Origin of the sequence: Candidatus Pelagibacter sp. Uisw_127 (assembly GCF_047722515.1) — a bacterium.
Lineage (GTDB): Bacteria > Pseudomonadota > Alphaproteobacteria > Pelagibacterales > Pelagibacteraceae > Pelagibacter.
Map to the genome: position 1 here is coordinate 954,933 of NZ_CP159815.1, position 23,359 is coordinate 978,291.

Annotated in this window: 18 protein-coding genes; 3 read left to right on the top strand and 15 right to left on the bottom strand. The window is 26.3% G+C overall.

From position 1 onward, the window contains the following. Positions 1-46: 46 nt before the first annotated feature. Positions 47-418, bottom strand: coding sequence for a phosphoribosyl-ATP diphosphatase (locus ABXT65_RS05260; protein WP_415322805.1), 372 nt, complete (start codon positions 416-418; stop codon positions 47-49). Positions 419-484: 66 nt separating this feature from the next. On the opposite strand from ABXT65_RS05260, the gene fumC reads away from it, so the two are divergent. Continuing rightward, positions 485-1,873 (top strand): class II fumarate hydratase, encoded by a 1,389-nt coding sequence (gene fumC, locus ABXT65_RS05265; RefSeq protein WP_415322806.1) that lies wholly within the window; start codon positions 485-487, stop codon positions 1,871-1,873. On the opposite strand, the gene ABXT65_RS05270 is transcribed toward fumC, so the two are convergent. Further along, the gene (locus ABXT65_RS05270; protein ID WP_415322808.1) at positions 1,861-3,342 is read right to left on the bottom strand and encodes a hypothetical protein; all 1,482 of its coding nucleotides are present in this window, start codon (positions 3,340-3,342) and stop codon (positions 1,861-1,863) included. The genes fumC and ABXT65_RS05270 overlap by 13 nt on opposite strands. 42 nt (positions 3,343-3,384) lie before the next feature. Between ABXT65_RS05270 and ABXT65_RS05275 the strand changes: the two genes are divergently transcribed. Beyond that, positions 3,385-5,421 carry an ATP-dependent helicase gene (locus ABXT65_RS05275; RefSeq protein ID WP_415322810.1) on the top strand — a complete coding sequence of 679 codons (2,037 nt, stop codon included), beginning with the start codon at positions 3,385-3,387 and terminating at the stop codon, positions 5,419-5,421. Then, entirely contained in the window at positions 5,418-7,112 is a 1,695-nt protein-coding gene (locus tag ABXT65_RS05280) for a M24 family metallopeptidase (protein ID WP_415322812.1), read from the top strand. The genes ABXT65_RS05275 and ABXT65_RS05280 overlap by 4 nt, the downstream gene beginning before the upstream one ends. On the opposite strand, the gene ligA is transcribed toward ABXT65_RS05280, so the two are convergent. The 13 genes from ligA to murF all read right to left on the bottom strand — a co-directional run bounded on the left by ligA (position 7,095) and on the right by murF (position 23,352). Continuing rightward, positions 7,095-9,125: an NAD-dependent DNA ligase LigA gene (gene ligA, locus ABXT65_RS05285; RefSeq protein WP_415322814.1), complete on the bottom strand. Its 2,031-nt coding sequence runs from the start codon at positions 9,123-9,125 to the stop codon at positions 7,095-7,097. The genes ABXT65_RS05280 and ligA overlap by 18 nt on opposite strands. A 1-nt stretch (position 9,126) precedes the next feature. After that, the gene (locus ABXT65_RS05290; RefSeq protein WP_415322816.1) at positions 9,127-9,975 is read right to left on the bottom strand and encodes an outer membrane protein assembly factor BamD; all 849 of its coding nucleotides are present in this window, start codon (positions 9,973-9,975) and stop codon (positions 9,127-9,129) included. A gap of 38 nt (positions 9,976-10,013) precedes the next feature. Beyond that, positions 10,014-10,934: a UDP-3-O-acyl-N-acetylglucosamine deacetylase gene (gene lpxC / locus ABXT65_RS05295; RefSeq protein WP_415322817.1), complete on the bottom strand. Its 921-nt coding sequence runs from the start codon at positions 10,932-10,934 to the stop codon at positions 10,014-10,016. Positions 10,935-10,998: 64 nt separating this feature from the next. Continuing rightward, a complete protein-coding gene (locus ABXT65_RS05300; RefSeq protein ID WP_415322819.1) occupies positions 10,999-12,108 on the bottom strand; it encodes a cell division FtsA domain-containing protein in 1,110 nt (369 codons plus the stop codon). Then, positions 12,108-12,782 (bottom strand): cell division protein FtsQ/DivIB, encoded by a 675-nt coding sequence (locus ABXT65_RS05305; RefSeq protein ID WP_415322821.1) that lies wholly within the window; start codon positions 12,780-12,782, stop codon positions 12,108-12,110. The genes ABXT65_RS05300 and ABXT65_RS05305 overlap by 1 nt, the downstream gene beginning before the upstream one ends. Next, positions 12,763-13,677: a D-alanine--D-alanine ligase gene (locus ABXT65_RS05310; protein ID WP_415322823.1), complete on the bottom strand. Its 915-nt coding sequence runs from the start codon at positions 13,675-13,677 to the stop codon at positions 12,763-12,765. The genes ABXT65_RS05305 and ABXT65_RS05310 overlap by 20 nt, the downstream gene beginning before the upstream one ends. Before the next feature lie 2 nt (positions 13,678-13,679). Next, positions 13,680-14,618, bottom strand: a complete 939-nt coding sequence (gene murB / locus ABXT65_RS05315) for a UDP-N-acetylmuramate dehydrogenase (RefSeq protein WP_415322825.1) — start codon at positions 14,616-14,618, stop codon at positions 13,680-13,682. Beyond that, positions 14,588-15,982 (bottom strand): UDP-N-acetylmuramate--L-alanine ligase, encoded by a 1,395-nt coding sequence (gene murC, locus ABXT65_RS05320; protein ID WP_415322827.1) that lies wholly within the window; start codon positions 15,980-15,982, stop codon positions 14,588-14,590. Before murC ends, murB begins: the two co-directional genes overlap by 31 nt. Continuing rightward, positions 15,957-17,042 carry a UDP-N-acetylglucosamine--N-acetylmuramyl-(pentapeptide) pyrophosphoryl-undecaprenol N-acetylglucosamine transferase gene (locus tag ABXT65_RS05325; RefSeq protein ID WP_415322829.1) on the bottom strand — a complete coding sequence of 362 codons (1,086 nt, stop codon included), beginning with the start codon at positions 17,040-17,042 and terminating at the stop codon, positions 15,957-15,959. The genes murC and ABXT65_RS05325 overlap by 26 nt, the downstream gene beginning before the upstream one ends. Next, a complete protein-coding gene (locus ABXT65_RS05330; RefSeq protein WP_415322831.1) occupies positions 17,043-18,167 on the bottom strand; it encodes an FtsW/RodA/SpoVE family cell cycle protein in 1,125 nt (374 codons plus the stop codon). After that, complete coding sequence (gene murD, locus ABXT65_RS05335) at positions 18,154-19,431, bottom strand: UDP-N-acetylmuramoyl-L-alanine--D-glutamate ligase (RefSeq protein WP_415322833.1); 1,278 nt, start codon at positions 19,429-19,431, stop codon at positions 18,154-18,156. The genes ABXT65_RS05330 and murD overlap by 14 nt, the downstream gene beginning before the upstream one ends. Further along, on the bottom strand, positions 19,431-20,516 hold the full coding sequence (gene mraY, locus ABXT65_RS05340; RefSeq protein WP_415322835.1) for a phospho-N-acetylmuramoyl-pentapeptide-transferase: 1,086 nt from the start codon (positions 20,514-20,516) through the stop codon (positions 19,431-19,433). The genes murD and mraY overlap by 1 nt, the downstream gene beginning before the upstream one ends. Next, the gene (murF, locus tag ABXT65_RS05345; RefSeq protein WP_415322837.1) at positions 20,506-23,352 is read right to left on the bottom strand and encodes a bifunctional UDP-N-acetylmuramoyl-L-alanyl-D-glutamate--2,6-diaminopimelate ligase MurE/UDP-N-acetylmuramoyl-tripeptide--D-alanyl-D-alanine ligase MurF; all 2,847 of its coding nucleotides are present in this window, start codon (positions 23,350-23,352) and stop codon (positions 20,506-20,508) included. The genes mraY and murF overlap by 11 nt, the downstream gene beginning before the upstream one ends. Positions 23,353-23,359: the final 7 nt, after the last annotated feature.

Consider the following 23,359-nt stretch of genomic DNA (forward strand, 5'->3'; position numbering starts at 1 on the left):
ATTATAGAAGCACGGTCCGGGGCACCGGGTAACAGAACGCCCCTAATTAATTAACAAACTTAGTTAAGTCTGGTTTAAAATATTTTGGGCCCTTCATAACTTTTCCCAATTCATTATATATAGGCTTACCATCTTCACTTAACTTACTCATATTTGAGCTTTGCACTTCCTCAAAGCATTTATCTAGATCAATACCAAAGGCATGCCCCGCACCATAAGCAACATATAATATATCCGTTAAAGCATCAGCAACTTCTAAAAGATCTTTGTTTTTCATTGCAACCTTAAGTTCCTCTAACTCTTCCTTAATTAAATCATATCTAAGGCTATTAATCTTATCGGTGCTAAAAGAAGGTTTAGTTTTAACCTCTTGACCAAAAGTTTCCATGAAAGTTTTTACTTTATTAAAATTTGACATTTAGCTCCTGTAAGTTTTTAAAATTTAATATATAAGTATAATAAATTATTAATTATATATTAATCAATGAAATTAAGAAAAGAATTTGACAGTATTGGAAGTGTTAATGTACCTGATGACAAATACTGGGGTGCATCAACACAAAGATCTAATAAATTTTTTAATATTGGAAAAATTTTAGTCAATATTTCAATAATCAAATCTATTGCAATCATCAAAAGATCGGCTGCTTTAGTTCATTATAAAGAAAAGCAAATTAATAAAAGAATAACAGATTCGATAATAAAAGCTTCTGATGAAGTTATAAAAGGAAAGTTAGATGAAAATTTTCCATTAAAAGTTTGGCAAACAGGATCTGGCACTCAAACCAATATGAATGTTAATGAGGTAATTGCTAATAGAGCAATTGAAATAATGGGTGGGAAAAAAGGTTCAAAAAAACCTGTTCATCCAAATGATCATGTAAATAAATCTCAATCAACAAATGATGTTTTTCCTACGGCGATGCATATATCTGTGGCTCAAGAGACTATATCAAAACTATTACCAAATTTAAAAATTTTAGAAAAAGAATTAGCAAAAAAATCTAGAGAATTTAAAGGTATTATCAAAATTGGCAGAACCCATTTGCAGGATGCAACACCCCTGTCTCTTGGCCAAGAATTCTCAGGATACCAAGTGCAATTAAAAAAATGTATTGAAAGAATAGAGCTTGCTCTTAAAGAGATATATTTTCTTGCACAAGGTGGGACGGCCGTTGGAACAGGAATTAATTCAAAAAAAGGGTTTGATAAAAAGATTGTTAGAGAAATAGCGAAGTTTACAAAATTACCTTTTAAGCCTGCTAATAATAAATTTGCAGAATTAGCCGCACATGACTCTATAGTAAATTTTTCAGGTACATTAAATACATGTGCAGTTTCATTGATGAAAATATCAAATGATATAAGATTTTTAGGCTCAGGACCAAGAGCAGGATATGGAGAATTAACACTTCCAGAGAATGAGCCTGGTTCATCAATTATGCCTGGGAAAGTTAACCCTACTCAATGCGAAGCTGTAACAATGGTGTGTGCCAAAGTAATGGGCAATCATACAGGGATCACAATAGCTGGCTCTCATGGTCACTTTGAATTAAATGTATTCAAACCAATGATTGCTCACAACGTGCTTCAATCAATAGATCTTATTGCGGATAGCACTAAAAACTTTGCCTACTATTGTGTTAAAGGAATCAAAGCTAATAAAAAAAGAATTAAGGAGCATTTAGATAATTCTTTAATGCTCGTAACAGCTCTAGCTCCACATATTGGATATGACAATGCTGCAAAAATTGCAAAAACTGCTCTAAAAAATGGAACCACACTTAGGCATGAGACACTTAAGACAGGACTAATTAAAGAAAAAGACTATGAGCAAATAGTAAATCCAAAAAAAATGATCTACCCCTCATAGGCCTCTAATAACTCGTTTAATAATCTCCTACTCTTATTAAAATTATTCTGATTAATATCAGTAAAATCTTCAATTATTGTCAATAATTGACTACTAACTTCTTTGTTATCTATCTTTATATTATTAAATCGGACCTGATTGGCTAAAAAATCATAATCTAAATTAATAAGAATAGTTTTAATATCTTTTCGTGATGACTTACTTGTATTAAGGAAAGAAAATAACTTTTGAGAATTTTGAATATCTATCAAGATATTGCTATTGAATGTTAGTTCATTATTTTCATAAAAAAGATTACTATTATTAAACTGTAATGAACCGATATTGTTATTGATAAACTTTGTTTTATCAAAATGTATTTTTCCACCAATAATATAAAAATTAATTTTTGCACTATCAAAAACTTCATTTTTTAAATTTGAGTTAGCGATTATAGATGTGCTCACACTTATATTTTCATTAAATAACAAGCCTGATTGGATAAGTTCAATTAAGAGAGGGTTTATATCGAATAATTTAGATATCTTATAATTATCTAAATTAATATTTAAGCTTAAATCAAATGGGTTAATTGATAGTTCACCTTTATAATTAACTTGTATATTATCTAATCTAGAATTGAGTGACTCAAAAATAATCAACTTTTTTTTAGTATTATATTTTGTATTAATTGTAGATTGTAAAAATGTAATATTATTTTTTCCATAAGTTATTTTGTTTTCTGTAGTAGTTTTATTAGAAATATCTAATTTAAGTTTTTTGGATTTAAAATAAAATTCTTTATATGTAGTAGAATTATTACTGCTATTAAAGTCAAAAGTGAAAGGTAAATTAAAAACTTCTCCTTTTAATTTAAAAAAATTTAATAGTTTTTTATCATCAAAAAATAAGATAGTTTTATTTACTTTAATAATTGAAATTATCTCTTCTAAATTATCTTTAAAAAAAATATTACTATTGTTGATAGTAACTTTTTTATTTGAAAATTTTTTGCTTGTATACTCATTCAATAATTTAATATCGCCTCTTAATAGTGAGAAATTAGCATTACTAATAACTATTTTTTTAATATTCATTTTTTCTTTATCAAAAAAGTTTGTGTGACTCAAAAATATTTGAAAATCTTTAATTTCAGCTATAGATTTTGTTTTTTCACCTTCAGCCACTAAGATTTTAGAATCTTTAATTAAAAAATGTGGCGCTGGAAGAATACGATATGAAATATCTGCAGAAGTACTTAAGTTTACTTTAAATTCATTAAGTAATTTGCTTTCTATGTTAGCCTGCAACCACGTTTTGTCATATAAAAGGGGTATCAATAGGTAAAATAAATAAATAAACAATGATGCAATAAAAGTTATTAAATACTTATTGAAGACACTAATATTAAAGTTATTATTTGTTTTATTCTGAACTTTTAATATTGTCCTTTCAATTAGGTTATTAAAATTTCTAATAATTTGTTTCATAAATACTGTTGGAATTTAATAACTTATAAAGAAATTTTAAAAATGATAAACCGTGAATATTTAGATAATCTTAATAAGGCACAAAAAGAAGCCGTTTTGCACCTTGATGGCCCATTACTTATTGTAGCTGGAGCAGGTTCTGGAAAAACTAAAGTTTTAACCTCTAGGATTGCACATATTATTAAAGAGAGAAAAGCATTTCCCAATCAAATATTGTCTGTAACATTCACCAATAAAGCTGCCAAAGAAATGCAAAGTAGAGTGAGCTCAATTCTTAATTCTGAAGCTATAGGGTTATCCTGGCTTGGAACATTTCATTCTATTTGTGCAAAGCTATTAAGAAAGCATGCTCCAGCTGCTGGTTTAACTTCTAATTTTACAATCATTGATACCGATGACCAGGTTCGATTAATCAAAAATATTTGCAAAGCAGAAAATATAGATATTAAACAGTTAGCGCCCAAATATACTCTATCTATAATTGATAGATGGAAAAATAAAGGTTTTTATCCTAACGAAGTCATTGTTAATAAAAACGACATCTATGAAAAAACTATACTCCCCCTTTATAAAATTTATCAACAAAAATTATTAGATTTAAATGCTTGTGACTTTGGTGACTTAATATTGCACGTAGTAAAAATTTTAGAAAGAAATTTGGATATAAGAGAAATTTATTCAAATAATTTTAAATATATATTGGTAGATGAATATCAGGATACAAACTACATTCAAAGTAGATGGCTCTATCTGCTATCAGAAAAACATAAAAACCTTTGTTGTGTTGGAGATGATGATCAATCTATATATAGCTGGCGTGGTGCAGAAATTAAAAACTTTTTAGAATTTGATCAAGTTTATAAAAATTCAAAAGTAATTAGATTAGAAGAAAACTATCGTTCATCTCAAAACATTTTATCAGTTGCTTCAAATCTTATTGCAAATAATCAAAATAGAGTTGGGAAAACTTTAAAAACTACAATGGAAGAGGGTGATCTAGTTAAACTAAATTGTTTTAAAAATGGAAAAGATGAAGCCATCGGAATTTCTGATGAAATAGAAAAAAAACTTAAAAAAAAATATTCATTTAACAAAATAGCAATTTTAGTTAGGGCAATATTCCAAACAAGAGAGTTTGAAGAGCGTTTTTTAAAAATTGGGCTACCTTATAGAATTTTAGGTGGCACAAAATTTTATGAAAGAGCAGAAATTAAAGACTGTGTTGCGTATCTAAGATTAATTCATCAATCAAAAGATGATTTGGCTTTTGATAGAATAGTAAACAATCCTAAAAGATCTATAGGTGAAAGTACTATTAAATTAATACATGAATTTTCTAAAGAAAACTCTGCAAGTTTAGAAATTGCCTCAAAACAATTAATTGAACAAAATTTAATCAAACCAAAAACGAAAATAGGTTTAAGTGGTTTTCTATTTTTAATTGGTAAATGGAGAAATGACATCACTATAAAAAAAATTAATCATGTTAAGCTCTTACAGTTAGTTTTAGATGAATCTGGTTATTCAGCCATGCTTAAGAATAAAAAAGATTTAGAAAGCGAAAATAGACTAGAAAACATTAAAGAACTTTTAAATGCCTTGAAAGAATTTGATAATTTAGAGGCTTTTTTAGAGCATGTAGCATTAGCGACTGCAATAGATCAAGATTGGGATGGGGAAAAAGTTAACATGATGACAATGCATGGCTCAAAAGGTCTGGAATTTGATGTGGTATTTCTGCCAGGATGGGAAGAGGGTCTTTTTCCACACCAAAAATCTATTGAAGAAAAAGGTCAAAACGGACTTGAAGAAGAAAGAAGATTAGCTTATGTCGGAATAACGAGAGCTAAGAAGAAAGCTTTAATATCATTTGCTATGAATAGATTTTATCAAGGTAATTGGATTGATAGTATGGCCTCCAGGTTTATCGATGAGTTACCAGATAAATATTTAGAAAAAAATTCATTTTTTGATGAGTCTAAAGATGATGATAATGATTTTGAATTTAATCAAGACCTTGAAATTGATGAAGGAAAAAGAAGTCCTGGTTGGGCAAGATATCAAAAAAGAATTAAATGATAAAAAATAAAATAAAAGTTTTAAGAGAGAAATTTAAAAAATTTGAAATTGATGGTTATATCATACCTAAAAATGATGAGTACTTTTCTGAGTATGCAAAAAATGATAGATTAAAAAATATTAGTAATTTTTCTGGTTCCGCAGGTATTGCTGTTATACTTAAAAAACAAAACTATTTATTTGTAGATGGAAGATACACTATTCAAGCACAACAAGAGTCTGATAGGAATTTTAATATAATTGAAATCCATAAAAGACTACCTCATACTATTATTAAGAATTATACTTTAGGCTATGATCCAAAGTTATTTACATCAAAAAATATTAAAAATTATTTTTTAAATAATAATCTTATTCCAATCAATGATAATTTAATTGATCAAATATTCAAATTTAAAGAAAAAAAAACTAAACCATTTTATTCTTTGGAAAAAAACATAACAGGTGAAACACATCAATCTAAAATTTTGAAAATAATAAATTTTCTAAAATCAAATAATACTGATTATTTATTTGTTAGTGCTCCAGAAAATATTGCTTGGCTTTTAAATATAAGGGGATATGATAATCCGAATAGCCCAATACCTAATGCTAGATTGATTATAGGTAGAAATAAAAATTTATTTTTAATTACTAAAAAAAATAATACAAAAAAAATTATCAAAGAAAAAAAAATAAATAAAAATCAAGTTATTGATATTAAGGATATTTCAAAATTAATTAACAACCTAAAAGGCAAAAATTTTATAATTGATAACAAAACTTGCTCAATTTTTCATGAAGATATAATTAAATCAAAATTTAAAATCTTAGATAAAGATGACCCAATTTACAAATTAAAGTCGATTAAAAATTCACATGAAATTAATCATATGATTGAGGCCCATAAAAAAGATGGATTGGCACTTACAAAATTTATTTATTGGATTAAAAATATAAATAAAAAAACAATAACCGAGGTAGAGGCTCAAAATAAATTAGAAAAATTTAGAAAATTTAGTAAAGATTATTTAACCCCAAGTTTTAATACTATAGCTGGCTCAGGAGCAAATGGAGCCATTGTTCATTATAGGGCAACAACCAAAGCCACTAAAAAGATTAATAAACAAGATCTTTTTTTGGTAGATTCAGGTGGGCAATACAGCTATGGAACGACAGATGTTACAAGAACTATTTGTTTTATCAGCCAGAAACAATCAATAAAAAATGCCTACACCAATGTTTTAAAAGGACATATCGCAGTTGCTCTTACCAACTTGAAAAAGGACAATACCGGAAAAAAAATTGATATTAGAGCTAGAAAATTTTTAAATAAAGAAGGTTTGGATTACGCACATGGAACGGGGCATGGTGTTGGGTTCTTTTTAAATGTACACGAAGGACCCCAGTCAATCTCTAAGCATAATTCTATTAAAATTGAAAAAGGTATGATTTTAAGCAATGAGCCCGGTTATTATAAAAAAAATCATTTCGGAATTCGAATAGAAAATTTGATTTATACAAAAAAATTAAAAAATAAATTAGTGTTTGAGAATCTTACATTGGCTCCTATAGAAAAAGATTTAGTTAATTATAAATTATTAAATAAAACTGAAAAAGATTATTTATTTAGATATCATTTAAATATTTACTCTGAATACTCTAGTGTATTAAATAAAAAACAAAGAAAATGGTTAGCTAGTCTTATTTAGCATTTCCATCCACTCTTTTTGGTTGATAATTTTTATTTTTAATTCCTTTGCAGTATTGACTTTTTTTGTAGTTGCTTTTTCTCCAGCAATTAAATAGTTAAGCTTTTTATTTACGTTACTAATTATCTTTCCAGAATTCTTTTCAATTAAAGATTTTGCTTCAGCTCTACTAACTCCATTAAGTTTGCCTGTAAGCATAAAAGTTTTATTTTTTAATAAGCCTTTATTATTTATTAAAATTACATTCTCTATTTCAAGACATTTATCTAGTTCAGATAAAACTTCTAAATTTGTTTTATTTAAAAAGAATTTTTTTATTGATTGTATTTGTGTTGCACCTATTCCATCTATATTAAATAATCTCTCTATATTCGTACCATCTGCTAATTTAAAAAAATTTATAGCTGTTTTCAAATGTCTGGCGATAAGCTTGGCATTTTCTTGTCCTATGTGTCTAATTCCTAATGAATAGACAAATCTATCTAAAGAAATTTTTTTTTTTTGTCTAATTGAAAATTTTAAATTTGTTACTGATAATTTTCCCCAACCTTCTAGTCTTTCTATTTTATCATAATTAAGATTAAAAATATCCTGTGGTAAGCTGATTAATTTTAAATTCCAAAAATTCTCTACAATTTTTTTTCCAAGTCCATCAATATTAAATGCTTCTTTTGATACAAAATGTTTAATTTTTTCTATTGCAATTTTTTCGCACTTATACCCTTCACTAACACATCTTCTGACTGCATCTTTTTTTTTAGTTATATCGTTATAATCCTTTGCAGTATTGCTTCCACAAGATGGGCAATTCAATGGGAAAATAAATTTTTTTGAATTCTTGTCTCTTTTCTTAAAGTCTACTGAAACTACGTGTGGTATTACATCTCCTGCTCTTTCAACTAAAACAGTGTCTCCAATTCTTATGTCTTTCCTGACAATCTCATCTTCATTATGAAGTGTTGCATTTGAAACTATTACACCTCCAATATTGACAGGTTTAATCTTTGCAACTGGTGTTAGTGCTCCTGTTCTACCTATTTGAATTTCAATATTTGTTATTTCGGATATTGAACTATTGGCAGAAAATTTATGTGCAATTGCCCATCTTGGTGCATTGGTTGCAAAACCTAGTCTTTTTTGTAAATTAAACTGGTTAACTTTATAAACAACACCATCAATATCAAAAGCTATTTCTTTTCTTTTTTCTTCTAAATTTTTATGATTTTCTAGTAGGTTTTTAACACCTGAAATTTTTTTATTAAATGGATTTATTTTAAAGCCCCACGTCTTTAAATTTTTTAAAAAATCTGTTTGGCTATGGATGTTCATTTCCTCAACATATCCAAAAGTATATGCAATAAACTTAAGTGGTATTTTTGATGTAATAGTAGGATCTTTTTGCCTTAATGAACCTGATGCAGCATTTCTAGGATTGGCAAATTTTTTGTTAATTGTTTTAAAATCCTCATTTTCTATAAATACTTCCCCCCTAATATCAATTTCCTTAGGGAAATTTTTTGCATTTATCTTTAGCGGAATATCATTAATGGTTTTTAAATTTTGCGTAATATCCTCTCCCTCTATACCATCTCCTCTTGAAAGACCTTTTGTAAATTGTCCATTAACATAAATTAATGAGGCAGATATTCCATCTATTTTAGGTTCTGCACTATAATCAATTATATTTATTCCTCTAAGACTTAAAAAATTGTTTATTTTTTTTTCAAAATTATTTAGATCTTCTTCATTAAAGGCATTTCCAAGTGACAACATTGGAACTTTGTGTTTTACTTTTTGAAAATTTTTTGATGGTTTAAAACCAACAGATCTTGTTGGTGAACTTTTATTTTTTAAAAATTTATATTTATTTTCAAGCTTAATTATATCTTTCTTTAATAAATCAAATACTTGATCTGCAACAATTGGTTTATTTTTATCATAATAATATTTATTATATTTCTGTGCTAAGTCTATTTTTTTTAAATATTCAATTTCTATATCTTTATCGTTCATTTTAGTCGAACAATCCTTTGAAGCTCTTTATCAGACCTATTTTTTTCTTTTTGTCTTTTTGTAACTCTTTAATGCCATCCCTATAATTTTTATTATAAACCTTATAAGTATTTTTATACCAATCTGAAGATTGGTAGTTGTAACCTAATACGTTCGCATATTTTTTAGATTCGTCTACTAAACCCAATCTATAATTGATCTCAACTAACCTGTGGAGTGCTTCTTCAGTATAAATGGTTGTATCATATTCAGTTACAACTGTTTTAAATCTATTTAAAGCTGGTATCCACATTGTCTTATTCAAATAATATCTAGCTAAATACATTTCTTTTGCTGCAAGAATCTCATTAATTAAATCAATTTTAAACTTTGCATCTGTTGCAAATTTAGTGTCTGGGTATTCATTAATTATAAGCTCAAATTGCTTCTTCGATTCCAGTATTGATTTTAAATCTTTTTTTTCGTCTACTATTTGTTCATAAAAAGTAACTCCCATTAAAAAATGAGCATATACTTGATCTTTATCGTTTGGATAAGTTGCTAAGTATCGCTCTAACTCAAAAATTGTATCACTATAATAATCTTGAATATAATAAGCGTATGCAGCCATGATTACTGACTTAGCGGCCCAAGGTGATTGCGGAAATAATAGTTCTGCCTCATTAAATTTTTTTGCAGCTAATATTACATCTCCTCTTTGCAATTCAGAATACCCTTCCTTGTAAGCATTTGACATTTGCGATTCCATGTCTACTTCAACAATTTCAGATATTTTATTTTCTTTATCTGCACAGGACAAAAAAGATAGAAACAATGTTAAAATAAGTAATATTTTAAATTTTGAAATCATTATCTTATTCTACCAGATTATGGATAAAACTCTATTTTTTAAGCTATAGACTTTAAATGACTTTTATTAATAAAAGTATTTGGCAAGTGTTTTTCTGTGATTTCTATTAATGAAAAATTTTCATCATTTTGAAAAACTTTTCTTAATAATTGATTTGTAAGCTTATGACCTCCTTGAGAGCAAATTATTTTTCCAATTATTTTGTAGCCAGCCAAATATAAATCTCCCATGCAGTCTAAAATTTTATGATTTACAAATTCTTTATCGTTACGAAGACCATTTTTATTCAATACCTTGTCATTCTTAATAACTATTGCATTATCAAGATTTCCTCCTTTGGCTAATCCCATTTCCCTTAATTTTCCCACATCCTCAAATAAGCAAAAAGTTCTAGAATTGTAAATATCTGTTAAATCAGACTCAAATACTTTAACTAAATTTCTTTGCGTTCCAATCATTTCATTTTCATATTTTAATTCAAAATCTATATCTAAACTAATTTTACTTGGCTCAATGGAAATTGTTTTATTGCCATCATTAAATTCTATTTTCTTCTCAATTTTAACTATCTTGATTGGAGCATTACTATTTTTAATTCCATTTCGAGAAATTGCTTCAACAAATAGTTTTGCTGAACCATCTAAAATTGGTACTTCCTGATTATTAATCTCAATTAACGCGTTATCAATTCCCAAGCCATATAAGGCTCCCATTAAGTGTTCTATCGTAGAAACACTAGTACCGTTTTCATTTGAGATAGTCGTACAAAATACTGCACTACTAACATTGAATATATTTGGGATTACTATATTATCTTCCTTAAGATCTATTCTTTTAAAAATTATTCCAGAATTTGGTTCTGCTGGTTTTATAGTCATTGTTACATCCAAACCACTATGAAGACCAACACCCGTAAATGTAATATTTTTATTAATGGTTTTTTGATTTAAAATAGACATTGAGATCTTATAAATAATTGAATTAAATTAAGAAAAACAAGAAATGTTACGGGAAAATACTGGTTTATCTAAAAAAATGAAAAAACTTTTCAAAAAAACCATATTTTATTTGTCTTTTTGGTACTACTACAACCTCTTGTTTATTTAGCCTTGTTATAAATTTAAATCCAGATTGGCAAATATCTTTTGAAGTTTCCTCTAAAAAATCTATATCGTTTGAGAAAGAAATTTTATCTTTGTGCTGATTGTCAAGTATTCTTGAGCCCTCCCCCATTAACACCATCTTAGACTTGACTGATGTATGTGAATTTAACTTCATATATTTATCACATAGTTCAAGTATTTCCTCAGTTCGAGCAAAGATTATTTTTTGGAGGGTCTCAATTGAAATATCTCCATCACTAGAAAGTTTAAGATTTTGATCAAAATTAAGTTTTTTTTGTTCTGAACTTTCTAAATCTATCTCTAAAATTTGTGAAATATCTTTAGTAATATGGTTGCCACCAATTGGCAAGACATGAAACGAGAGAATTTTATCATTAAAGTAAGAGATTACTGATGTTTTATTAAATCCAACATCAATAAATGACATGTTCCCACTTAAATTTATACTATCTTTGTAATTAATTGATTTTGCATAACTAGAGCAAATTATTTGATCAATTAAAATATTAGATTTTGAAAAAATATTTTTAAAGTAAAGAACTGTGTCGGTTGGTAGACAGATAAAAAGTATATCTAAAGATATAAAATCACATTTAATTTCGTGCGGCAAATAAGAATAATCAACGTCATCAATCTTATAATTATTAATAACAATATGAGTAATATTATGATTTGTATAATTTTTCAAAATTTGTTGCTTAGCTTCTTGAACTAAGAACTGAATGTTTGCTGATTTTAATTTAGATCCATCAAGTTTTTTAGATAATGAAATACCCACAGATAACATTTTAGGGCTGTCTATCATCAAATTTATATTACCGATGTATTCATTTGTGTCTTTCTCAAGAGAAGCAATCATCTTCTGAATTCTTAATTCTAAGTTTGATCGATCTGTAAAAAATTCACTCTCAACATAAAAGGCTTCATTATTGTTATTTATATTAAATGTACCAGCTCTTATTTTAGAAGAACCACAATCAAAAAAGGTTTTAAAATTTTCGTTATTCATTATTTTATAATTAAGTGATTTTTCATTCTCAGATCAATGAGGTTTTTATTTTCTAAATCATTACTATTTATAATCTTATAAGCAAGATTAAGCGATTCAGTAATATTTTCTTGGGGTAACTTAATTAAAATATCATCATTTGTTAGAATATCCCACCTATTTGAGGGGAAAAAAAATAACGTTTTAATTTTTATAAAGCTAAACTTAGATTCTACAATATTTTTTTTGAAGTTTAAGAAATCTTGAGAATAAAATTCTCCAAATATATAGGGCAATATCATATTATTTTCTTTATCTTCTATGAGTTTGCCATTTCCTCCAACTAATTGATCATTATTAGAAAGTCTTGCAACAAATTCTGTTTGTTTGATGTTTATGTTAATTGTAGAAGGATAAATTTTTTTAACTGTATATTCTTCTATAATATTATATCTGCTTATAACTTTTTGAATTTCTTGCTTCCCAACTAATAATATATTTCTATAAAATAAATTGTTTAGTTGATTAAGAATTTTCAAGTTATTTGTATTCGAGAGTCCCTCAATATTAATTTGGTTGATTGTAGAAGAGTAAGAGTTTTGATTTTGTGCAAATTTACCACTTGTTGTGCTTAATATGAATAAGAATAATAAATATATTATTATCTTATTTTTTTTATCTATTAATTGATGCATCTTTTAAAATCCATTCAATTAATTGTATAAAACTTATCCCTATATAGTTGGCTATTTCAGGTACCAATGAAAGTTTGGTCATTCCTGGTTGGGTATTAATTTCTAATAAATAAAATTTTCCTTTATAAAACTTAAAGTCTGATCTGGTAACTCCTTTACAGCCAATAAGCTGATGGGCTTTACGAGTTATAGTTATTATTTGTTTTAAATCTTTTTTACCAAGATTAACTGGGATTATATGTTTTGTTTTTGCGTTTGAATTATATTTTGCTTCATAGTCATAAAATTTTCTCTTTGGCTCCAATTCAATTGCGCCTAATGTTTTGCTGCCCATTATAGCCACTTGTATCTCTCTACCTGCAATAAATTCTTCAATCAAAATTTGATTATATATACTCAATGCTTTTAAATTTTTGATTATGTTTTTTTTAGTGCAAATATAAACGTGTACACTTGATCCTTCGTTAATTGGCTTTATGACAACTGGAAATTTTAATTTTTTTTCAATAATTTTAATAATATTTGTTTCCTTTTTTTTATAATCAAATTTAATATATTTAGGAGTTAATATTTTATTTTTAATAAAAATTTTTTTTGAAATTTCTTTATCCATTGCTATGGAAGAAGCAATCACCCCTGAATGTGTATATGGAATTTTTTGCGCTTCTAAAATTGTTTGAATATAACCGTCTTCTCCAAACTGTCCGTGTAATGCATTAAAAATTATATCTGGTTTAAATAGTTTTATATTTTTTAATAAAGTGTGATCTGGCTCACAAGTTATAATACTATATTTATTTTTTTTTAATTCGTTGGCTACTTGCTTTCCTGTATCCAAGCTTATTGAGCGTTCTTTAGATATTCCGCCACAAAGTATTAAAATTCTTCTTTTCATAGTTATTCCAGTATCTTAATTTCTTTTTCTAAAATAATTCCTGTTTTTTTTTGAACTGCATCTTGAACAAACTTTATCAGCTTATTCATATCATCAAAGCTAGCATTATTTTTGTTAACAAAGAAATTACAATGTTTATCTGAAATATAAGCATCTCCAAAACTTGTATCTAGTGGCACTGATTCCTTTATTAATTGCCAAACTTTTTTATCAGATTGATTAATTGGATTTTTAAATGTGCTACCACTTGTTTTAATTTTTGTAGGTTGGGCATTATCTTTTTTATTTTTCAATTTAAACATTTCTTTTTTAATTTTATCTTTATTTTGTTTTTCGCTTTTAAAGGAAGCGCTTAAAAATATTAAATCTTCTGGTAAATCGTTGCCCCTATATTTAAAAATAACTTTATTTGATGGTATTGTTAAAACTCTGCCTTCTTTATCAATTGCTTGTATTGAGATCAGTATATCTTTGAATTCTTTATTGAAACATCCTGCATTCATCTTTAGTCCACCACCAACACTTCCTGGTATACACGCTAGAAATTCGAAACCTCCAACATCATTTTCTAAAGCAAAATCTGATAATTTTTTGTCAAGGCAAGCACTGCCTGCAACTATTACACCATTAGGTAATATTGAAATGTTAGAAAAATTTTTTCCTAACTTAATAACCGCACCATCAAATGTATTATCACTTACAAGTGTATTTGATCCTGCTCCTAAAATATGAATTTTTTCTTTATTTCCAAATCTTTTTAAAAATAATATTAGGTCAGGTAAATTATCAGGTCTAAAGTAGATTTTAGTTTTACCACCAATATTAAACCAATTACTCTTTTTTAAATCATAATCAAAATAAATTTTACTACTTACTTCATTTGAAAATTTTTTTAATTCTTCTGAGGGCATCATATTAAGCTTGGCAGCTCCCTCATCCATGCTGAAATTGTACCCGCACCCATGCCAACAACTATCTTTTTTCCATATATAGTGTTTTTTATTAATTTTGATAATTCGTATTGGTCATTGATCATAAATAATTTAACCTTAGAATTTTTAATAATATTCTTTGCAAAGTTATTATAATTAAATCCTAATTTTATTTTTTCACCTGCTGCATAAACTGGACATAAAATTACAGTATCTGCTTTCTTAAATGATAAGCTAAATTCTTTTTTAAGATCTTTTAATCTAGATATTCTGTGTGGTTGAAATACGCATATAACTTCTTCCTTTTTATATGCGGCTCTAACCCCATTTAAAACTTCCTTAATTTCTGTTGGATGATGTGCGTAGTCATCATAAAAGCTAGTCTCTCTATATGTAAAAATTTTATTAAATCTTCTTTGAACTCCTTTAAATTCTTTCAACCCACTTTTAATAATATTATGTGAAATTCCAATTGTTAATGCTACAGCAACAGCTGCTGTTGAATTTCGAATATTATGAATTCCTAGAAGAGGGATCTTAATTTTATTAATAACTATATTTCTTTTTCCTGGTAACTTAATTTCTAGATCATATTCTGAAAACTCTTTTACTTGTTTAATATTTTTAATACGAAATTGTGATTTTGGATTTATTCCATATGTATAAAAGTTTTTTATTTTTATCTTTTTTAATAAATTGTTATTGTTTTTATCATCAATGCAAATGAATGATTTTCCAAATGATGGAACCTTATTAATAAACTTTATAAATAAATTTTTCAGATCACTCATTGAATTATAATAATCCATATGCTCGCGATCTATATTTGTAACAATAGAATAAGTTGGTGGTACATGTATGAAGCTACCATCTGACTCATCTGCTTCTAGTATACACCAATCACTTTTACCAAGTTTAGCTGAATTATTAATTGCATTAAGAACTCCACCATTTATTATTGTTGGATCTAATTTTGTTTTTGAAAAGATTGCAGCTAGTAGTGACGTGGTTGTGGTTTTTCCATGAGATCCCGTCACAACAATATTTTTAGTCAAAGACACTATATTAGCCAACATTTCTCCACGTTTATAAATTGGGAGTTTTTTTTTTCTTGCTTCAATTAACTCTGGGTTATTTTTTTTAATAGCAGATGAAATAACCAAAATAGTGGCCCTCATTATATTATTTTTATTATGTTGAATGTTGATCTTGATTTTATCTTTTTTTAACCTTTCAATATTCTTGTTAATAAGAACATCACTACCCTGGACGTTAAAACCCATCCCTTTCATTATAAGTGCTAGACCACTCATGCCAATCCCACCTATTCCAATAAAATGTATAATTTCAGTTTTTGCTAATTCTATTTTCATTAATAACAGATATGATTTTGTGATTTATATTATTCCATGTATTTTGACAGCTAAAATTTTTCATATTTATTTTTTTAACTAAGAATTCGTCTTTGTTATCTATAATATTAAATAATTTATTTGTTATAGCCTCATCATTGATTTCATTTTGATTTAAAACCCAATTACACCCAATTTTGTTATAAAAAAAGGCGTTTTCAAATTGGTGATTATCTTTTGAAGTAGGCAACGGTATTACCACACAGGGTAAATTTAAAAAGACTAATTCCGCTAATGTTGAGGCACCCGCTCTAGTAATGCATATATTTGATTTACTCATAAGATTTGAAATATCTTCTTTAAAATCAAATAATTCGCAATCAATACTCTTATCTTTGTAAAATTTTTTTAATACTTCAAAATTAACTGAATTGGTTTGTTGATAGATTTTTAAACTGTATTTTTTTGATAATTCAATCATTGAAAATTTAATCAACGTGTCAAATATCTTTGCTCCCTGGCTTCCTCCTATTATTAATAAACTAATTTTCTTATCAATAGCATCAGCTTTTTTGATATCATAAAATTTTTTTCTTAATAATGCTGGGATTATACTGATCTTACTTATATATTTATTTGGGAGATTCTTAATCTTAACTGAATAGCAAAAAATCTTTTCACATGATTTAATAAAAAATTTGTTGGATCTTCCTAAAACCATGTTTGGTTCAAATAAAAATATTTTAATATTCACAATTTTTGAAGCTAAACATAAAGGTAGAGACATATAGCCACCTGTTGAAATTAATATATCTATTTTTCTTTTTTTTAAAAAAAAAATAGATTTTATAATTAGGTAAATTATCAAAAAAAATTGAAAAGGTATTAAAAAAATATTTTTTGATATCGGGGTTATATTAAAAATTTCTAAGTTATATTTATTTTTATCTAGAAACTTCATTCCTCTGTTGTCTGTAGACATAGATACATTAAATTGATCTTTTAAATGTTCATATAATATGGTTGCAGGTACAACATGACCACCCGATCCACCTGTGCTAATTAAAATTCTTTGCGTCATTTAATCAATTTTTCTTTTTGTTAAATTTAATATCATTCCTGATAATATTGATACACCTACAATTGATGAGCCCCCATAACTTAAAAAAGGTAAAGTCATACCGGTTGTAGGAAGTAGTCTAATATTAACTCCAATATGTATCAAGGTCTGAAAAATAATTAAGCACATAGTTCCAGTTAAAACTAATTTAATTTTTTCATTTTTTTCTAAATATATTTTTTTGAAAACGGTATAGATAAAGAATAAGAACAAAATCAATAATAGTACAATTGCTACAACGCCAAATTCTTCCGATATTACAGAAATAACATAATCTGTATGAGCCTCTGGTACTCTATTTTTTAAGGTACCTTCACCAATTCCTTTCCCAAAATAGCCACCACTACTAATCGCATCTATTGCTTTATCAGATTGAAAGTTATGTGTTCCATCATTTGGGTTAAAAAATGATAAAATTCTTTTTTTTATATAAATAAATTTAGAGATAAAAAAAACCATATAAAATAAAGATAATAATGAAAAACTAAAAAAAGTTAAAATTATTGGCAAACTAATACCTGAGATAAAAACTAAGGTAGCCCAAGCTAAAAAGATAAGTAGTGTTTGGCCAATATCAGGTTGCATCATTAATAGAAGGCAAGCAGGTATAATAGCTATAAATGTTAATAAATATTTAAAGTAAATATTGAAACTTTTTTCGCTACACAAAATTGTGGAGATAAAAATAATTATAAACGGTTTAACTAGCTCTATTGGTTGAAATCTTGGGAGAAAAAAAAGATTAAGCCATCTTTTAGATCCTTTTACTTCTGTGCCTAAAACTGGCACTAAAAATAAAAAAAATAATGATATAAAAAAAAGATAAAAAGAAATCTTGAAGAGATTTTCTTCACCTATAGATGAAAAAAATATCAAAACAATCATGCCAATAAAAATATATGCTAAATGCTTGAAAAAGAAAAAATAATTATTGGTATCTAGTTTATCAGAGGCAATTAAGGAAGTTGATACTAAGGAAAAAAATAACCCCAAACTAAATAAAAATACTATTAATATAAAAAGTGTTTTATCTATATTTTTCCACCATTCATAATAAAATTTATATATTGAATTAAGATTGAACATTTATATATTTTTTAATAAGTTGATTAAAATACTCTCCACGTTTTTCAAAATTCTTAAAATTATCAAATGAAGCTGCAGATGGACTAAATAAAATTGTTTTATTAGTTTTATTTTTATCAAGTTTAATCTCTAGAGATATTTTTTTAACTAAACTTTTTAAATTAAAAAAAGATTCATATTTCATTAATTTTTTTAGTTTGCTTATAAAAAAATTTTTATTAGTTCCAAAAACATATGCTTTAATATTTTTACAATTTTTTTTTGATAATAATAACTTGTCACCTTTTTTAGCTTGACCGCCAACTATCCAGTAGACATTTGTTAGAGATTTTAACAAACTTGCTGATGAAGAAAAAGTTGTTGCCTTTGAATCATTAATAATTGTTAATTTTTTTGACTGGAAAATTATTTCTTGTCTATATTTTAGCCCCTTAAATTTTTTTAATGTTTTAACTAGAAGGTTTTTTTTAAGCTTTAATATTTTAGCAACTTCTAAAATAAATTTTAAGTTCTCTTGATTTCCTTCTGTGTTAAAATATTGATTATTTATTTTTTTTAAAAAAATATTATCTATATTTTTTTTAATTTTTATTACTTTGGGTAAAAAATTTTTAGATTCTAATTCTCTCTTAATATAAAAATTTTTTATATTTAAAATAGCAAAATCTTTCTTGGATTGATTTTTTATTAGTTTAAATTTAGCACTTACATATTTATTTATAGTTTTATGTCTTTCAAGATGGTCCGGTGATATATTTAAAATTAGTGATATATTTGATTTGAATAATTTACTGTATTCTAACTGATATGATGAGGCTTCTATTATAAAAACCGTTCTATTTGTTACTTTTTTCTCTAAAAGTATTGGATTACCGATATTGCCTACTAGTCTAACATCTACTTTCTGATCCTTTAATATATCGTATAAGATTTTAGCAGTAGTTGATTTGCCGTTAGTTCCGGTGATTGTTATCTTATTATTTTTCTTATGATGGTTATAAAAAATATCTAAGTCTGTATAAATTTTTTTTGAATTATTCTTTAAAAATTTACTTAATTTACATTTATTAATATCTATTCCTGGGCTAATTATTATGTAATCAAATTTTATTTTTGTTATTTTTTTATTATGAACTTTTATTTTGTCATCATGTGTGGTGATTTTATTATTTTTTTTTAAAAATTTTAAAGCTGATAAGCCACTTTTTCCCAGGCCGTAAATTAAAATTTTTTTCTTATAAAAAATATTTAAACTATTTAACATTATCTAAGTTTCAATGTCGCCAAACCAAGCATTGCAAGAATTATTGCAATAATCCAAAACCTAATTACAACAGTGGATTCTGGCCACCCCTTTTTTTCAAAATGATGATGAATAGGAGCCATTCTAAAAACTCTTTTTCCTGTTAGCTTATAAGATATTACCTGAACAATTACTGAAACGGCTTCTAAAACAAATAAGCCACCTGTTATTGCTAAAACTATTTCATGTTTAGTAATTATCCCAACAGCACCTAATGATCCACCAAGTGCTAAAGATCCTGTGTCACCCATGAATATTTTAGCAGGCGGCGCATTAAACCATAAGAAACCTAGACATGCTCCAATAATTGCTCCACAAAAAACAGCCACCTCCCCCATACCTTCCAGATAAGGTATATTCAAATATTCTGAAAATACTATATTTCCTGTAACATAACTGATAAATGCAAAGCATCCTGCTACCAATATAACTGGTACCGTTGCCAATCCATCAAGCCCATCAGTTAGATTGACTGCGTTTGAAGAGCCTACAATTATAAATATTGAAAACGGTATAAAGAACCAACCTAAGTTTATAACTAAATTTTTAAAGAATGGAAAATATAAATTTGTCAATTCAACGTTTTGAGATAATTGAGACAATCCAAATATACCAATTGTTGCTATTAAAATTTGCGTAATGAGTTTAAATCTAAATGAAATACCAGAGGAATTTTTAAATTTGACTTTTTTATAATCATCGTAGGCTCCAAGTAGACCAAAGCTTGCTACTATATAGAGCAAGAACCATATGTGATAATTAGATAAATCACCCCATAAAAGTATTCCAGAAAATAAACCTAATAATATTAAAACACCTCCCATTGTGGGAGTTCCAATTTTTTTTACAATATGTTCTGATGGGCCATCTACTCTTATTGGATCTAAGATTTGTCTTACAGAAAAAAATTTAATAAATGGTGTGCCAACTAATAAGACTATAATCATCGAGGTAAACATCGCTAAGCCTGTTCTAAAAGTAAGATATTTGAATACATTAAGGAAGCTGTACTGATCTACTAATTGAGAAATAAGGTTATAAAGCATTAATTTTGCCTGTTTTTATTTGATTAGTTAGACTGTTAAGACCTGTAGAGTTGGAACCTTTAATCATCAAATAATCATTATTATTTAAATTGTTTTTAATCAAATCAATTATTTCAGATTTCTTTTTTATAACAATCCCTCTTTTATTTTTATTAAGATTATTGAAAATCCACTTAACATGCTCACCAATAACATTAATATTCTTCAGAGATGTTTTGTTAATACTTTTTCCAATTTCGATATGTAATTTTTTTGAATATTTGCCTAATTCCAACATATCACCAAGCACTAAATGTTTTTTTGAATTATCAACTTTAATCATATCAAAATTTTTTAATGCTGATTTTAAAGATAAAGGATTTGAATTATAGCTTTCATCCACAAGGTATAAATTTTTTTTGAATAATTTTACTTTCATTATATCTCCTCGTCCAACTGTTATTTTATGGTCATAGAAAATATTTTTATCTAATTTATGTATATCTTTGAAAATTGATATGATTGTAATTGTTGCTAAAAGATTTTTTAGATCATTTTCAAAAAAAGAATTTGAATAAAAGTATTTTTTCGTTTTATTAATATTTATAGAGATTTTATATTTAGATTTTTCTTTTAAAATTGAATCTAAATTTGTTGTTGCACTTTTATTCTTTAAGCTAAAAGATAAGATCTTTAAATTTCTTTTTAATCCTATTTTTTTATGAAAATTATAGAATTTATCATCTTTATTTAAAACAAGATAACCATCATCTTTTATATTTTTAATAATCTCAGATTTGGCTACAGCTATTTGACTAATATTTTTAAAATTTTTGATGTGAGCATAAGAAATATTTGTAATTACACCAACATCAGGTTTGATAATTTTTGATAAGTGATCAATTTCTCCTTTCTTATCCATCCCAATCTCAAAAATACCAAACTCATCATTTTTTTTTAGATTAAATAAACTTAATGGCACACCATATTTATTATTAAATGATTTTCGAGAATATGTTGTTTGACTAATCTTATTCAAAGAGCTTCCTATTAATTCTTTAAGTGAAGTTTTTCCACAACTTCCCGTTATTGATATAATTTTACTTGATAGATTTTCTCTTAGAATGGATGACGCCTCTGTTAAAAATTTTAAAGTATCCTTTACTACTATTTTTGTCTTAGATTTTTTTTGATTATTAACTATTGCTAGTGATGCTCCCTTAACAAAAGCCTCTTTAACAAATAAATTACCATCTTTATTTTTACCCCTGAGTGCAAAGAAAACATTATTTTTTTTAATTTCTTTAGAATTAATTGATGCGCTCTCAATTGCTAGTTTTGACGAAATATTAGTTGAATTACTCAATTCTTTTAAAATATTTAGTTTAAGGTTGCTTGAAAGTGTTTTATTTTTAATTTTAATATTTTTTAATATTTCTTGTTGATCAGAAAATAATTTTTTGATCTTTTTATATTCTTGAGTTTTTTCATGTCCTTTACCAGCAACAATCAAAATATCACCAGTTTTAAGATCAAATATTGCTTTCTTGATAGCATCAGCTCTATTTGAAGTCTCATAGATTTTAGATTTATTGATGTTTTTATATATAGCTGCTCTTATTTTTTTTGGGTTTTCTTTTCTTGGATTATCATCTGTTAAATAAATTCTATCACAATATTGATTTGCAATTTTACCCATCATTGGTCTTTTTGCTTTATCTCTATTTCCACCACACCCAAAAACTATTGAAATTTTTTTATTTTTAAATTGTTCCTTTAAACTCACTAAAGATGCCTCTAGTGCATCGGGAGTGTGTGCATAATCCAGTATAACCTTTGAATTATTTTTAATAATTCCAATTTGTTCTAATCTACCACTTGCAGGTTTTAGATTATCAATTGTATTAATTATTTTTTTTAAATTTAAGCTACTTTTGGTTGCTGCTATTATTGCCATTAAAATATTTTTAATCTGAATCTTCCCTATTAATCTTGTTTTAAATTTATAGATATTTTTATTACATTTTATTTGAACTATTTGTTTTTCATTTTGATACTCATGTGAAATTATTTCTAAATTACTTTTATTATTTGAAATTGTTTCAATATTGAATTGATTTTTTAAGGCTATTTCTTTAATTCTTCTATATTGAGGAATTTCTATGTCAGTAATAATGTTTCCATTTTTTTTAAGTAATTTTTCAAATAGAGATAATTTTGATTTAAAATAATCACCAAATGTTTTGTGATAATCTAAATGATCATGTGATAAATTTGTAAATATACCTGTTTTAAATTTTAAGCCATCTAACCTATTTTGCTTAAGTCCGTGACTAGATGCCTCTAATATAACGTCATTAATTTTTTCTTTTTTAAGTTTATTTAAAATTTTACTTAGGGCAATTGGATCAATAGTTGTGTTTGAAACTTTTTGTATATAATTCTGTGTTTTAACACCCAAGGTTCCAATTGAGGCTACTTTTTTTTTATTTAATCTTAAAATTTGAAAATAAAAATCAGCGACTGAAGATTTTCCATTTGTTCCTGTTACTGCAATTATATTTTTTGGTTTGTCTTTATAGGTTGTGTAAGCAAATTCTGATAAGGATTTTCTTACGTTAGAGGATCTTATAAATAAGATGTTTTTTTTTAAACCTTCATATTTCTGGTTAGAAATAATAATTTTTGCTCCCTTTTGAATAGCGTGATTAATAAATTTATTACCATCTGTTTCGGTTCCTTTTATTGCAAAAAAAATATTATCTTTTTTACACTTAAAACTATCAAAGCAAATACCTGAAAAATAATGATTTTTATATTTTAATTCTATTCGTTTAATAAAATTTCCGATGATCATGAGTGAA

Excerpts from the sequence above, each read along its gene's own strand:
- ABXT65_RS05260 (WP_415322805.1), bottom strand. The coding sequence starts at position 418 with ATGTCAAATTTTAATAAAGTAAAAACTTTCATGGAAACTTTTGGTCAA.
- fumC (WP_415322806.1), top strand. The coding sequence starts at position 485 with ATGAAATTAAGAAAAGAATTTGACAGTATTGGAAGTGTTAATGTACCT.
- ABXT65_RS05270 (WP_415322808.1), bottom strand. The coding sequence starts at position 3,342 with ATGAAACAAATTATTAGAAATTTTAATAACCTAATTGAAAGGACAATA.
- ABXT65_RS05275 (WP_415322810.1), top strand. The coding sequence starts at position 3,385 with ATGATAAACCGTGAATATTTAGATAATCTTAATAAGGCACAAAAAGAA.
- ABXT65_RS05280 (WP_415322812.1), top strand. The coding sequence starts at position 5,418 with ATGATAAAAAATAAAATAAAAGTTTTAAGAGAGAAATTTAAAAAATTT.
- ligA (WP_415322814.1), bottom strand. The coding sequence starts at position 9,125 with ATGAACGATAAAGATATAGAAATTGAATATTTAAAAAAAATAGACTTA.
- ABXT65_RS05290 (WP_415322816.1), bottom strand. The coding sequence starts at position 9,975 with ATGATTTCAAAATTTAAAATATTACTTATTTTAACATTGTTTCTATCT.
- lpxC (WP_415322817.1), bottom strand. The coding sequence starts at position 10,934 with ATGTCTATTTTAAATCAAAAAACCATTAATAAAAATATTACATTTACG.
- ABXT65_RS05300 (WP_415322819.1), bottom strand. The coding sequence starts at position 12,108 with ATGAATAACGAAAATTTTAAAACCTTTTTTGATTGTGGTTCTTCTAAA.
- ABXT65_RS05305 (WP_415322821.1), bottom strand. The coding sequence starts at position 12,782 with ATGCATCAATTAATAGATAAAAAAAATAAGATAATAATATATTTATTA.
- ABXT65_RS05310 (WP_415322823.1), bottom strand. The coding sequence starts at position 13,677 with ATGAAAAGAAGAATTTTAATACTTTGTGGCGGAATATCTAAAGAACGC.
- murB (WP_415322825.1), bottom strand. The coding sequence starts at position 14,618 with ATGGATGAGGGAGCTGCCAAGCTTAATATGATGCCCTCAGAAGAATTA.
- murC (WP_415322827.1), bottom strand. The coding sequence starts at position 15,982 with ATGAAAATAGAATTAGCAAAAACTGAAATTATACATTTTATTGGAATA.
- ABXT65_RS05325 (WP_415322829.1), bottom strand. The coding sequence starts at position 17,042 with ATGACGCAAAGAATTTTAATTAGCACAGGTGGATCGGGTGGTCATGTT.
- ABXT65_RS05330 (WP_415322831.1), bottom strand. The coding sequence starts at position 18,167 with ATGTTCAATCTTAATTCAATATATAAATTTTATTATGAATGGTGGAAA.
- murD (WP_415322833.1), bottom strand. The coding sequence starts at position 19,431 with ATGTTAAATAGTTTAAATATTTTTTATAAGAAAAAAATTTTAATTTAC.
- mraY (WP_415322835.1), bottom strand. The coding sequence starts at position 20,516 with ATGCTTTATAACCTTATTTCTCAATTAGTAGATCAGTACAGCTTCCTT.
- murF (WP_415322837.1), bottom strand. The coding sequence starts at position 23,352 with ATGATCATCGGAAATTTTATTAAACGAATAGAATTAAAATATAAAAAT.